At 66.6% G+C, this 13,747-nt stretch carries 12 protein-coding genes; 9 read left to right on the forward strand and 3 right to left on the reverse strand.

Annotated elements, in window-relative coordinates:
* Positions 1–170 precede the first annotated feature (170 nt).
* The 7 genes from E9232_RS14995 to E9232_RS15025 all read left to right on the forward strand — a co-directional run bounded on the left by E9232_RS14995 (position 171) and on the right by E9232_RS15025 (position 8,207).
* Positions 171–1,805, forward strand: a complete 1,635-nt coding sequence (locus tag E9232_RS14995; protein WP_309794962.1) for a calcium-binding protein — start codon at positions 171–173, stop codon at positions 1,803–1,805.
* 251 nt (positions 1,806–2,056) lie between these two features.
* On the forward strand, positions 2,057–2,857 hold the full coding sequence (locus E9232_RS15000; RefSeq protein ID WP_309794963.1) for a UDP-2,3-diacylglucosamine diphosphatase: 801 nt from the start codon (positions 2,057–2,059) through the stop codon (positions 2,855–2,857).
* 43 nt (positions 2,858–2,900) lie between these two features.
* Entirely contained in the window at positions 2,901–3,905 is a 1,005-nt protein-coding gene (locus E9232_RS15005; protein ID WP_309794964.1) for a glycosyltransferase family 4 protein, read from the forward strand.
* A gap of 22 nt (positions 3,906–3,927) precedes the next feature.
* A complete protein-coding gene (locus E9232_RS15010; RefSeq protein WP_309794965.1) occupies positions 3,928–5,199 on the forward strand; it encodes a 3-deoxy-D-manno-octulosonic acid transferase in 1,272 nt (423 codons plus the stop codon).
* Positions 5,200–5,212: 13 nt separating this feature from the next.
* Positions 5,213–6,211 carry a tetraacyldisaccharide 4'-kinase gene (gene lpxK, locus E9232_RS15015; RefSeq protein WP_309794966.1) on the forward strand — a complete coding sequence of 333 codons (999 nt, stop codon included), beginning with the start codon at positions 5,213–5,215 and terminating at the stop codon, positions 6,209–6,211.
* A gap of 221 nt (positions 6,212–6,432) precedes the next feature.
* Entirely contained in the window at positions 6,433–7,581 is a 1,149-nt protein-coding gene (locus E9232_RS15020; protein WP_309794967.1) for a porin, read from the forward strand.
* A 56-nt stretch (positions 7,582–7,637) separates the two neighbouring features.
* Positions 7,638–8,207 (forward strand): cytochrome b, encoded by a 570-nt coding sequence (locus tag E9232_RS15025; protein ID WP_309794968.1) that lies wholly within the window; start codon positions 7,638–7,640, stop codon positions 8,205–8,207.
* A gap of 149 nt (positions 8,208–8,356) precedes the next feature.
* Here E9232_RS15025 and E9232_RS15030 read toward each other — a convergent pair whose 3' ends face one another.
* Both E9232_RS15030 and E9232_RS15035 read right to left on the reverse strand, forming a co-directional pair.
* Positions 8,357–8,746 carry a hypothetical protein gene (locus E9232_RS15030; RefSeq protein WP_309794969.1) on the reverse strand — a complete coding sequence of 130 codons (390 nt, stop codon included), beginning with the start codon at positions 8,744–8,746 and terminating at the stop codon, positions 8,357–8,359.
* Positions 8,747–8,979: 233 nt separating this feature from the next.
* On the reverse strand, positions 8,980–9,345 hold the full coding sequence (locus tag E9232_RS15035; RefSeq protein WP_309794970.1) for a PAN domain-containing protein: 366 nt from the start codon (positions 9,343–9,345) through the stop codon (positions 8,980–8,982).
* A 1,197-nt stretch (positions 9,346–10,542) separates the two neighbouring features.
* Here E9232_RS15035 and E9232_RS15040 point away from each other — a divergent pair.
* Positions 10,543–11,541, forward strand: a complete 999-nt coding sequence (locus E9232_RS15040; protein WP_309794971.1) for a GDP-L-fucose synthase family protein — start codon at positions 10,543–10,545, stop codon at positions 11,539–11,541.
* Positions 11,542–11,593: 52 nt separating this feature from the next.
* On the opposite strand, the gene E9232_RS15045 is transcribed toward E9232_RS15040, so the two are convergent.
* A complete protein-coding gene (locus E9232_RS15045) occupies positions 11,594–12,307 on the reverse strand; it encodes a class I SAM-dependent DNA methyltransferase (protein WP_309794972.1) in 714 nt (237 codons plus the stop codon).
* 506 nt (positions 12,308–12,813) lie between these two features.
* Here E9232_RS15045 and E9232_RS15050 point away from each other — a divergent pair.
* Entirely contained in the window at positions 12,814–13,287 is a 474-nt protein-coding gene (locus tag E9232_RS15050) for a hypothetical protein (RefSeq protein WP_309794973.1), read from the forward strand.
* The last annotated feature ends 460 nt before the right edge of the window (positions 13,288–13,747 follow it).

Below are 13,747 nucleotides of genomic sequence, written 5' to 3' on the forward strand. Positions count from 1 at the left end.
ACTATGATATTAGATAGAAATTTATACGTATCCGATATTTCGAATGGCGAGGTTTGCCTTGCCGCGAAAGCTCCCGGCTTGCGGGGGCGCTGATCGAACTCAACAGACCCGATCCACGACGGCCCGTCGCGGCCGCGATTTCAGGATCGAGGCCAACAGGGGGAATTTCAGTGGCGATTTTCTCGGTTCTCAACGTCACCGGCATCGACAGCAACGGCGACTTTCTCGGCGACGGCATCCAGTTCGGATCGCTGCACAACGTCGCGTCCTCGGGCGTCGCGCTGGCGCCGCCCCCGGTGTTCACGCCGCTCGGCGGCACGGTCTTCTTCAACGACCTGGGCTCGCTGACGATCGTCGGCACCGGCCTGGGCTTTTTTCCGCCGGTCCTCGTCACCGGCACGGTCACCTCGCTGACCTACACCAAGCTGCTTCCGGTGTTCTCCATCACCGGCACCAGCGTGCCGCTCGCGGACCTGGCCACGGCGTTCCTTCTCGGCGGTGACGAGTTGACCCTTCTCGCCACCGTATTCTCGGGCGACGATACCATCACCGGGTCGTCCATGGCCGACAGGCTGTACGGCTTCGCCGGCAACGACATCATCCTGGGCAGCGACGGCAACGACACCCTGCGCGGCGGCGCCGGCATCGACATCCTCGACGGCGGCAACGGCTCGGATTTCGCCAACTACCAGGGCTCGGCCGCGGGGGTCAATGTCGACCTCTCGACCGGCATCAACACCGGCGGCGACGCCCAGGGCGACACCCTGACCAGCATCGAGAACCTCTACGGCTCCAGCAATGCCGACCACCTGACCGGCAACAGCGGCGCCAACATCATCGGCGGCGAGAACGGCGATGACGTCCTGGTCGGCAATGGCGGCGACGACGCCATGAACGGCGAGGCCGGCAACGACAATCTCGACGGCGGCGACGGGGCCGACCGGCTGGTCGGCGCTGCCGGCACCGACACCATCCATGGCGGCACTGGCGTCGACTCGATCGACGGCGGGGCCGACAACGACACCCTGTTCGGTGATGACGGCAACGACACCGTCGCCGGCGGCGACGGCGACGACCAGATCGACGGCGGGGCCGACAATGATGCCCTCTATGGCCAGGCCGGCGCCGATGTCATGGGTGGTGGTGACGGTAATGACGTCCTGCGCGGCGGCGATGGCGGCGACACCCTGAACGGCGGCACCGGCAACGACGTCCTGGAAGGGGATGGCGGGGCCGACGCGCTGAATGGCGGCGACGGCATCGACACGGCCTATTACGCCAACTCCGCCTCCGCGGTGACGGTGAACCTGGCCACCGGTGCCGGCGTTGGCGGTGATGCTCAGGGCGACACCCTGTCCGGCATCGAGCAGGTGCTGGGGTCGGCTTTCAACGACGTGCTGACCGGTGATGCCAGCGCCAACACGCTGCAGGGCCTGGGCGGTGACGACACCCTGACCGGTGGCGGCGGCGGCGACCTGCTGAAGGGCGGCGCCGGCAACGACACCTTCGTCTATCTCGTGATCGGCGACAGCACGGTGGCGGCGGCGGGCAAGGACGTGATCGGCGACTTCTCCACCGGCGACAAGATCGACCTGTCGGCGATCGACGCCAACGGCGCCGGGCCCGGCAATGGGGCCTTCATCTTCGGCACCGGCGCCTTCACCGGCGTGGCCGGCGAGTTGCGGGTGGTGACCATCGGCGGGGTGCAACTGGTCGCGGCCGACACCAATGGCGACCGGCAGCTCGACTTCGCCATCAACGTCGTGTCCGACCACGCCCTGACCGCGGCGGATTTCACGCTGTAGCCCAGGCCTCGGGCCGGCCCTCCCCCCGGCGGTGCCGCGGGGAGGGCCGGCCAACTGGCCGCGTTCAGAAAAGATTCACATCCCCGACGAAACAAATCGAAACAATCGGCATCAAACCGGGCCCGAGAAAGCACTCGTGACCGTTTTATTAAGTTTATCCAGTGCAGAATCACCGGTTGCATCTATATGTTGTTCCCGAACGGCGTCTCGTTTATATGGACGGTAGGCGACCGCTGAAGGATTGACGGCCCATGGAGCAGGTGACGCGCTATCGCACCATCTGGATCTCGGACGTCCATCTCGGCACCCGGGCCTGCAACGCCAACCTGCTCCTCGATTTCCTGAAGCACACCGACTCCGACGCGCTGTATCTGGTCGGCGACATCGTCGATGGCTGGCGGCTGAAGAAGAGCTGGTACTGGCCGCAGCAGCACAACGACGTGATCCAGAAGCTGCTGCGCAAGGCGCGCAAGGGCACCCGCGTCCTGTTCATTCCCGGCAACCATGACGAGGCCGCGCGCCAGTTCGTGGGCCAGAGCTTCGGCGATGTCGAGGTGGCCGAGGACTGCCTGCATGTCACGGCGGATGGCCGCCGCTTCCTGGTGATCCATGGCGACCAGTTCGACGTGGTGGTGCGCTACGCCAAATGGCTGGCCCATGTCGGCGACAAGGCCTACGAGCTGCTCCTGCACCTCAACACGGCGCTGAACCTCGTGCGCCGCCGTCTCGGCTTCTCCTACTGGTCGCTCTCGGCCTATATGAAGCAGCGGGCGAAGCGCGCGGTCGAATTCGTCGGCCGGTTCGAGATCGCCCTGGTCGAGGAAGCCAAGCGGCGGGGCGTGGACGGGGTCATCTGCGGCCACATCCACACCGCCGAACTGAAGGACATGCAGGGCATGACCTATGTGAATGACGGCGACTGGGTGGAGAGCTGCACTGCGCTGGTGGAGCATGACGACGGCCGCCTGGAGATCCTGCACTGGGCGGAGATCGTGGCGGCCCGCGACGCCGTCGCGCCGCAGCCGGACCTGAAGCCCCGGCGCGCCGCTTGATCCAGGCGGAGTTCGGCTTCCAGGACATGCGGGCCAGGGCTTGATGCGCATCCTGATCGTCAGCGATGCCTGGCTGCCCCAGGTCAACGGCGTTGTGCGCACCATCGAATCGACGCGCGACGAGCTGCGCCGCCGCGGCCATGTGGTCGAGGTGGTGGGGCCCGACCGCTTCGCCTCGATCCCGTGCCCGACCTATCCCGAGATCCGGCTGGCCATCGGCCAAGGCCGGCGCATGGCGCGGCTGATCGACGGCTTCGACCCCGACGCCATCCACATCTCGACCGAAGGCCCGCTGGGCTGGGCGGCGCGGCGCTACTGCATCCGCCGGCGGCTGTCCTTCACCACCTCGTTCCACACCCAGTTCCCGGAATACGTCCAGCTGCGCACCGGCATGCCGCTGGCCTCGACCTATGCCCTGCTGCGGCATTTCCACCGCGCCGCCGCCGCCGTGATGGTGGCGACCGACACGCTGGAGCGGAACCTGGCCAGCCGCGGCTTCCGCCGCCTGGCGCGCTGGAGCCGCGGCGTCGACACCCAGCGCTTCCAGCCGGCCCAGCGGCCCGGCCAGGGCTTGAAGCACGAGCGGCCACGCCACCTCTATGTCGGCCGGGTGGCGGTGGAGAAGAACCTCGACGCCTTCCTGTCGCTGCCGCTGGACGGCGAGAAGGTGGTGGTCGGCGGCGGCCCGTCGCTGCCGGCGTTCCAGGCGAAATACCCCGGCGTCACCTTCACCGGGTCGAAGGACGGGCAGGAGCTGGTCGACGCCTATGCCGCGGCCGACGTCTTCGTGTTCCCGTCGCGCACCGACACCTTCGGCCTGGTGATGCTGGAGGCGCTGGCCTGCGGCGTGCCGGTGGCGGCCTATCCGGTGCAGGGCCCGGCCGATGTCATTGGCGACGCGCCGGTCGGCCGGCTCGACGAAAATCTGGGCATCGCCATCACCGAAGCCTTAAAAGTGTCATCAGAGGATTGCCGTTCTTTCGCACTGCGCTATTCCTGGGAGGCATGTACAGATCAGTTCCTGACCCATCTGCACCCGTTCCGATGACCCTGACCCCCTTTGGCGGCCGATGATCTACGCGCTTTACCGCGGCCTGACCGATGCCGCCGGCCCCCTCGTGCCCCTGCTGCTGGCCCGGCGCACCCGCGCCGGCCGGGAGGATCCTGCTCGTCGCGGCGAGCGACTCGGCAATGCCAGCCTGGACCGGCCGCCCGGCCCGGTGATCTGGGTCCATGCCGCCAGCGTCGGCGAGGTGCTGTCGGTCCAGGTGCTGGTGCGGCGCCTGCTGGAGCGTGACCCGCGCATCTCGGTCCTGGTCACCACCGGCACCGTGACCTCGGCCCGGCTGGTGGCCGAGCGGCTGCCCGACCGCGCCGTGCACCAGTTCGCGCCGATGGACCGCATGGCGTTCGTCCGCCGCTTCCTCGACCATTGGAAGCCGGATTTGGCGATCTGGGTGGAATCCGAGATCTGGCCGAACATGCTGACCGAGATGGAGACCCGCGGCCTGCCGATCGCCCTGGTCAATGCCCGGATGTCGGAGCGGTCGTTCCGGCGCTGGCGCCGGCTGCCGCGGCTGATCCGCCGGCTGCTCGGCATCTTCCGCGTCATCCTGCCCTGGGATGAGCGGTCGGCCCGCAACTTCCGGGCCCTGGGCGCGCGCGGCGTCGGCACCGTCGGCAATCTGAAATTCTCCTCCGACCCGCCGGACGCGGACCTCGAGGAGCTGGCAGCGATGCGGGCCGCGATCGGCCGCCGCCCGGTGTGGCTGGCGGCCAGCACCCATCCCGGCGAGGAGGCGCAGATCGCCGAGGCGCACAAGGCGCTGGCGGCGAAGCGGCCGGGCCTCTTGACCATCCTGGCGCCGCGCCACCCCGACCGCGGGGCCGAGATTGCCGGGCTGGTCGAGGGGATGGGCCTGCGCGCGATCCGGCGCAGCGAGACGGCCCTGCCGGAGGCCGGCACCGACGTGCTGGTGGCCGACACCATCGGCGAGATGGGGATCTGGCTGCGGGTGTGCCCGGTCAGCTTCATCGGCGGGTCGCTGGTGCCGTTCGGCGGGCACAACCCGATCGAGGCGGCGCAGCTGGGCGCGGCGCTGGTCTATGGGCCGCACATGACCAACTTCCCCGACATCACGGCGCAGCTGGGCCAGGCCCGCGCGGCCATGCCGGTGGCCGATGCGGCGGCGCTGACCGTCGCGGTCGGCCGGCTGCTGGACGACCCGCTGGAGCGCCGGCGCATGGCCCGCGCCGCCGCCGCCGTGGCCCAGCGCAACCGCGGCGTGGTCTCGACCGTGATGGCGACGCTGGAGCCGCTGATCACCCCGATCCTGGCATGAGGGCGGGCGGGGCATGAAGACCCCCGGCTTCTGGTATCGCCCGGAAGCCACGGCGGCCGCCCGCCTGCTGGCCCCCGCCGGCGCCCTGTACGACGCCGCGTCGCGGCTGCGCCGGGCCTGGGTGACGCCGCAGCGGGCGCCGGTGCCGGTGGTCTGCATCGGCAACCTGGTGGCGGGCGGCGCCGGCAAGACCCCGGTGGCCCTGGCTCTGGCGCGGCGTCTGGCCGAGATCGGCATCACCGCCCACACCCTCAGCCGCGGCCATGGCGGGTCGCTGGCCGGCCCGGTGCGGGTCGACCCGGCGGTCCATGGCGCGGCCGAGGTCGGCGACGAGCCGCTGCTGCTGGCCCGCGCGGCGCCGGCCTGGGTGTCGCGCGACCGGCCGGCGGGGGCCCGTGCCGCCGCCGCGGCGGGCGCCGCCCTGATCCTGATGGATGACGGCTTCCAGAACCCCAGCCTGGCCAAGGACCTGTCGCTGCTGGTGGTCGACGGCCCGGTCGGCTTCGGCAACGGCCTGGTGCTGCCCGCCGGCCCCTTGCGCGAGACGCCGCAGGCGGGGCTGAAGCGGGCCGACGCGCTGGTGGTGATGGGGCGCGACCAGACCGGGATGGCAGCGCTGGCGGCGCGCCACGGGCTGGTCGCACTGGGCGCCCGGCTGGTACCGGCGCCGGAGGATGCGGCCCGGCTGCGCGGCCGGCGCGTCCTGGCCTTCGCCGGCATCGGCCGGCCGCAGAAGTTCTTCGTCACCCTGGCCGAGCTGGGCGCCGAGATCGTCGGCCGCATCGCCTTCCCCGACCACCACGCCTACACCCCGGACGAGATGATGCGGCTGGTCGAGACGGCGCAGGAGCGCGGCGCCGTGGCGGTGACCACCGAGAAGGACCAGGTGCGCCTGCCGCCGGCCGCGCGCCCGATGGTCGAGGCGCTGCGCGTCGACCTGGCCTGGGACGACCCGGCCGCGCTCGACGCGGTGCTGGAGCCGGTGGTGCGCCGGGTGCTGGGCCACCCGTAGCCGGCCGCAGGGCAGGAAGCGCCTTCGAAAGATCCGGGACCCACCGCCGCGGGCTTCGCGGGCGGCGACGGCCGCTGGCTGTGCGCCGGCGAAGATTTCCGCGCTTCGGCAAAGATTCGGCTTGCAGGCTATGAATTGCATTTTGTACAACAAAGTGCAATGTCGTCGCGACCGGCTTCCGCCGGCGCCGGGTGCGGCATGCTGCATTCGGAGCAGACTTGATGAAGAGGATAGCGCCGGGAAGCGCGACGATCGCCATCATGACGGCGTTCTCCGCCCCCGCTTCCGCCAAAATTGCAGTCAAAATCAACGGATTTGTCGGGTTCCAGACGGGAATTGTGCTGGCCGACACGAGTTCGGACAAGAGAGCCCGCGATTACGACTTCATGTCGGCGGCACGACTCCAATTCGACGTGATCAACGCCACCGATTCCGGGCTGGACTATGGCGCCCGGATTCGTCTCGACGGTGTCGATCGTCGCAACGGCGTGCAAGTCAACCGGACCTATGTCTATCTCCGGGGGCCGTTCGGCACCTTCACCTTCGGCGACGCCCCGACGGTGCTGGGCGAGATCGGCTATTTCTACGCCCATGACGCCGTGCATTCGCAGCTGGGCTTCAACGGCGGCTTCGGCGACGGGCTCGACGGCGTGTTCCAGTTCGGCGGCAGCGATTATTTCGCGCTCGACCCCAGCGGCCAGTCCGGCGTCTCGCGCCAGACCAAGATCAAGTACAACTCGCCCTCGATCGGCGGCTTCCAGTTCGCGGTCGACTTCACGCCGGTCGACGGGGCGAAGGTCGGGCCCAGCCGCCCGCATGACGGCAGCGGCGGCCGTGAGGACCTGACCAACGACGATGCGACCGTGTACCAGAACGTGACCACGGCCGGAATCCAGTACCGCGGCAAGTTCGACCATGGCTCCTTCGCCATCGGCGCCACCGCCGGCTATGGCGACGGCATCGCCTCCAAGGCCAATCAAAAGGGCAACGACCTCACCGTGGTCAGCCTGGGCGGCCAGATCCTGACCGATCATTTCGGCGCCAGCGTCAACTGGGTGCACAACGCCAGCATCGCCCTGTCGAACACCGAGATGGACACGATCTCCTTCGACGTTTCCTACATGTTCGAGAGTGCGTCGATCAGCACCTACTACTCCTACACCTGGCTTCCGCCCGGCAGCGGCCTGAAATCCCCCGCGACCGATGGCGTCGACCTCAAGCAGAATGACGTCGCCGGGGTGGCGTTACTGTACAGCCTGGCCCCGGGATTGGGCAGCTACGCCGAGCTGTTCTACCAGAAGCAGGACTACTACTCCGGCGACACCTGGGAGAGCACCGACCTGTTCACCGGGATCCAGGTCCTGTTCTGACGCCGCCCGTGATCCGCCGGGCGTCCCGCCCATCCTCCGACACCGGGAGCATGATCATGACCGCAGACACTCCGTCCATGCCGGCCGCGGCCCGGCCCCAGGGCCGCTACGACACCACCACCATCGTCCTGCACTGGCTGACGGCGGTGCTGGTGGTGGTGATGTTCGCGCTGCCGCAGATCTGGCAGCAGTTCGAGCGCCGCACGCCGCCGCGGCTGTGGCTGATCGATCTCCATTTCTCCCTGGGCATCACCCTGGCCGGCCTCCTGCTGGTCCGCATCCTGTGGCGCGCGGCCCTGGGCGGCCGGCTGCCCCAGGTTGGTCCAGGCCCCGCCCGGGTGGCGTCCCGCATCGTGCACCTGGCCTTCTACATCCTGCTGCCTGCCCAGGTGACGCTGGGCGTCCTGCTGCGCTGGGCCCAGCAGCAGCCGCTGCCCTATTTCGGGCTGTTCGTCATTCCCGATCCCTTCGCGATGCCGCTCGACGCCCGCACCGTCCTCGGCCTGCTCCACGAATGGAACGCCTGGGTCATCATCGTGCTGTCGGGCGGCCACGCCGCGGCGGCGCTGCTGCACCACTACGTCCTGCGCGACGGTCTGCTGCTGCGCATGACGCCGAAGCGGTAGAGACCGTATGGAAACGCGCCGGCGCGGCCGCCTGATGGCGGTTCCTGCGCTTCCGGTGCTCACGGACGACGATGTCCGCTGCGCTCCGGTTCTCGCAACCACCACCAGTCGACTCACGCCAACTCGTTTCCATACGGTCTCTAAGGGGCCTATTGCCACACATGGATGCCAAGGATCCTGCCATCTGTCTTGGATATGAGGATCCGAACCCCGTCGCTGATGGTGTTTGGCTCTCGCTTTGTCTCTATCACCCAGATGTCGCCCACCAGTTTGGCGACCGTCCCGTTTTGCCATATCTCGTCAGAGCTTCCGCTCGGGTCGATCCCTGTTGAAGAAAACCAAACCGCGCGCGCGATCGAGGTTGCCGCTCTTCCATCGCGGACAACCCCGTCGGAAGGCAACTGCCAGTTGCTGGCAGCTGACAGTTCATCCGCGCCAGCGTTCGTTGCCGTCGACGGTATAGCGGAGTGACTGCCGCCTGCTTGACAACCGACCAACCAGATGGCCGCAGTGACCGCTACCCCTAGCTTCGCAATCATATAAGCCTCCCCTTCGAGGCTCAGACTATGGGGGGATTGCGTTGACAGTGCACCTTTTGGCGATCTTCTCGCCTCCCATGCGGCCGCTATGGCGCGTGAAAAACCGCAGAATTGCGGTGACAGGGAGCTGTTGGGGGCGGCGAGGTCTGCTTCGAATTCGGTCGGGGGTTTGGGCGTGAGGCCTGCCGACAATTCTTGCCGAGTGCGGGACGTGAATCGCTCAGGGTGGCGCGTTAACGCCTGACCCCTGACGCGCAGCAGTCGTGGGCGACCGGAGCCGGGGCGGCGGATTTGAGCCAGCATCGAGCTTTGGGGCCTTGCACTCCGCCCCTGACATAGGTGTAGGCGACGCACATGGCGTCCGCCGCGCAGGCATCGCGGCACAGTTCAGGGACCTCCTGGATCAGGTCGAAATCCCTGGAGTCCAGACCAGGGCGATTGGTGCTTGGTTCGAGCGTGAATTCGACGCTGCCGTCACGATGCGCGGTGCACCCGCCGGTCGCCGGGTTCCACAGGATATAGCCGCCCTCGAAGTCGCCGCGGCGACCACCCGCAACGTCGGGGCCGGTGTAGAACCGGTCCCCATCCGTGATCTTCATCTGTTCTTCGGACGCAGCCGGGCTGCCGCCCTTGCTGCCGATGGCGGTCGTCCTGGCGTCCGCGGCGATCGCCCGCCGCAGGGTGGCGTGATATGCAGACGTTCGCCGTGCAGGCCCAGCTGCACGTCGGATCCTTCCGGCAACTGCGAAACGTCTCCGAAAAAATCCCAGCTGAAGCGCACCTGCTCCGAGCCCCCGGACAGCTGGACAACTGGTCGTCGCCGCTCAGCTGGAACTCGAGGAAACCGCCCTTGCCGTCCAGACGTTTGCTGATGACGGTCGCGCTGCGGTAGAGCCTCTCCGTGTTGATCCTGATGTCCTGCAGCGTCCAGATGTCGTCTTTCGCGGCGAGTACCTGGCCGCTTGGCCCGAGGCCGGCGAAAACCGTCGCGAGGACGGCAAGAAGGACCGCTCTGAGCAGAAGACCGAATGCGCCGCGCGCCGACTGGATCATGATCCCCCTCCCGAGGATCATTCGCCGTTGCGCATAATTGCTTATTCCGAAGAAAAGCGACATGGCGTCCGAAGCAGTGAGCCTCCGAAGGCCGCCGTGATCGCCGCGGGTTGTCTGCCGCCGGCACATTGGCAGGGTCATGAGAAACAAATCTCACAACACTGTCGGTTACATCGCTGGCGGCCAGCCCGGAGGAATCCGACAATTGCGGCCCATGAGAAATAGCGGGTGCTGCAATCCTTGCGCCGACCGGTTGCGCAATTTGGAGGTTCGAGGAGGGAGGAACGGGCATAGGGCCTGAAAGTGCAATGTTGCCAATGCACCTTGCCATCGACGGCTTTGCGGCGCTTTGCCGACGTTCGCTCATCTGGGCGCGGTGGACCGGATTCGACCCGTTGCTGTCCTCCCGCACTCCGACGCCTGCAGCCGGTTCATTCCCCTTTGCGGAAGTCTGTACAATGGCGTGGCGAGTCCGTGGGCAGAGGCGCTGTATCGGCGAGTGCCCCGCAGCGGAGTGGACGCTTCAAGCGATTGCGTCGGAAAGGGCGCCCCGCCCCTTCGCCGTGGCGGCGAATGGGGCTTCGCTTGGCGTTCGATCCGATTCCGTGGTCGCGGATGCGCCTCTTTGATGGCCCTTTTGTTCTTTCGTACAAGGCCTCGTCATTGAAGTCGCCGCATAAAATAGGTTCCAGGGTGAGTAAATGTCCGATCTTTACAAAGAATTAAGGCTCGGAGGTTGAGGAATGGTCTTGGTCGTGGCGGTTGGGCGCGAAGGTTTCGACCTGGGTGGGAAACGCGTTTGGGTCACGGGCCACAACGGCATGGTCGGCTCGGCTCTGATGCGCCGGCTGGCGCGGGAGAACTGCACGCTTCTGACCGCCGATCGCACGACCGTCGACCTGACCTCCCAGGCCGCCACCGAGGCGTGGATGGCAGAGGAGCGGCCCGAGGTTGTGTTCGCCGCGGCGGGGCGGGTGGGCGGAATCGCAGCCAACGCCACCCACCCGGCTGAGTTCCTCTACGAGAACCTGATGATCGCCGCCAATGTGATCCATGCGGCCCATCGGATCGGGGTCGAGAAGCTGCTGTATCTCGGTTCAAGTTGTATCTACCCGCGCGATACCGCCCAGCCGATCCGGGAGAGCCGGTTGCTCACCGGGCCGCTGGAGGGGACCAACGAGGCCTATGCCATCGCCAAGATCGCCGGGGTGAAGCTGGTGGAGTCCTACGCCCGGCAGTATGGCTGCCGCTTCGTCTCGGCGATGCCGACCAACCTCTATGGCCCGAACGACAATTTCGACCTGGAAACCTCGCATGTGCTGCCAGCGCTGATCCGACGGATCCATGAGGCGAAGGTCCAGGGACAGGCGACCGTGACGATCTGGGGCTCAGGGCGGCCGCGGCGCGAGTTCTTGCATGTCGACGATCTCGCCGACGCCTGTGTCGCGGTGATGAAGCGTTATGACAACCCGACGCCGATCAACATCGGCTCCGGGGAAGACGTCGCCATCGCCGATCTGGCCGGATTGGTGGCCAGGGTCGTCGGCTATGAGGGGCAACTCGCCTTCGACCCGAGCCGGCCCGACGGGACCCCCCGCAAGCTTCTCGACACCACAAAGCTGGCCAGGCTCGGCTGGAGGCCGGCAATCGGCCTCGAGGACGGCATCCGCGACACCCTCCGGTACTGGCTTGCCGTCGAGGCAGAGGGCGCTGGAAGGCCTGTCTGTCAGGCTGCCGTCTAGATCAGGTCGCCAGGCCGCCCGGGATGAGGCCGCCCGGCTTGGCGGCAGCTCGCTATTCGCCTTCGCCTGAGTGCTCGTGCCGGGGGAAGGGTATTCCCAGGCAGGTCACGCGACAGCCTGCGCCCGCTGGCCCGACGCCGGGCACGATCTCGTCATGCCCGACCTCGAGCCCCAGACGCGCCACCAGCAGGTCGTGCACCTCCTTGCCTCGCATCGCCTGGCCGAAATCTCCAAGGTAGTGCAGGGCGAACAGCAACCCGCCGGGCCGAAGAGCGGCTTTGAGGCGAGGCAGAAATCCGATCAGCACATCCTTCGGAAGGTAATACAGAACATCCAGGCAAAGGATGAGGTCGTGGGAACCAGGCGGCATCTCCATCGGTAGCGTGGCTCGCATGACGGTCACATGATCGAGGTGGGCGAGCCTGGCCCTTGCCCGTTCGACCGCCTGTTCGGAAAGGTCGATCCCGAGCAGCTTGCCGCATCGCGGCGCGACCATTTCGGTGAAGACACCTTCGGAGCAACCGATCTCCAGCGCGCTTGGAAATTGACGGCCGGCCAACAAGTCGAGCGTGCGGTCGTATTTTTGCCTGTCATATGGGTTGACTGTGCAGCCATACGGATCGTCCCGAACGCGATAGAAGCGCTCGTGCCAACGACGCCCATATGTCGGCTGCCAGAGCCAGTCCCAGGATCGGATGCTATCGGCGGATCGCAGCAGTGCCCGTGCCGGCGGTCGCAGCAGATGGGTCGAAATCCGCAGACTCAAATCCGTTGTATGCCGGGCCTTTCCGCGTAGATATCCCGCAGACGTCGGCTGAATTGCGGCCCAACAACTCAACGCCAGAGCAATGGATCGAAGCGGATGAATCCATGATGGCCCTATGTTTACCACGTGATGCCCCCTCCCAATTTATATGCGATCATCGCATTTTATTGAATGACCTGTATCTTTCATTTGATTTTGTGTCGGAATGCAATGCAGCTGGCGTGTCCGATGCGGCCGATTTGTCGAACAATAACACGCTCCGTGGAGAGCGCTGGATTACTCTTTTTTTTGTAAGTAGGACGGATCTGAAATGCTCGCTCGCTCCTCCTTTTGGAGGAGGCACCCAATACGACAATCTCAATCGGAGTGCGATCATTTAGATCGCAAAAGCATAGCTATTTTGTAATAGCAATCGCCTGCTTGCGCAGACAAATAATCGAGGAAGCGGGGGACATCACCATTTTGGTGGTCTGGTGGTGTTATGCAGCAGTCGCGATACCTTGAAGATGGCTCAATATCTCTGTTTGCGCGCCATGTTGGACAGCGGGATCGACGAAGCATCGGTTCGTCCGGCGGATCGCCCAGGCAACCTCGACGAGGATGGGGCGTCCGGCCAGCGCCCCTATCCGCATCGGAGCAGCGCGGTGAAGGTGGTGCTGACCATGACGATCGCGCTGACACTCGGCCCGACACCTGCGCAGGCGGCAGAGCAGCGTGAGTTCACCGGCGCGGAGTACCTCTTCGGCCTGGAATACCAGGACCGCAGGGTCAGCACAGACTTGTTCCTCGTCGTGCGCGACCTGCTGCGGCAATCCCGGTGCTTCCAGGGCATGACGGCGAAGGAGCGCGTCGCCCTTGGCGGCCACGCCAGCGTCACAGCTGGTTACGCGGCGTGGCTGCGCGAGCGGCCGGAGGAGCAGGGACGTGGCTATCACGAAAGCCTCGTGCCGTTCCTGAAGCAGTACTACCGCTGCGGCTAAGGACCGGGCACAGAGATCACCTGATCGCCGGCCGGAGCGACCCGAGCGATATCCAGCATGGCCCCGGCCGGATCGACGCCGACACTGTGGGGCGCACCTTGCTTGCGAACTCCGCCGCGCAACCTGGGCCTGTCGGATATCGGTCAATTCTCCGTGGGAGGCACTCGGTTGCGATCCGGCCAACGGCGGGTTGGCCGGACATCCGCTTCGGAGATGCAAGGCAATGTCCGGATTCTAGCGCGTACCGGCCGCTTTGGCCCGCAAGGGCGATCGTCCGCTTCCCGCTGACTTCTTCAACAGAATCCGCCCTTCGCGGACGGCCAGGCCGGTTGCCGGTGTCCGAGACCGGCCATCCGACTCGGCGCCTCGAAGCGGACATGACCGCATGCGACCCATTCCGGCCACTGGACTGGACAGGACTGTCCCCTGGACTGAGACAGTGGAGTTTAGATGACGGGGC

This window comes from Inquilinus ginsengisoli, from assembly GCF_031453975.1.
Lineage (GTDB): Bacteria > Pseudomonadota > Alphaproteobacteria > DSM-16000 > Inquilinaceae > Inquilinus > Inquilinus ginsengisoli_A.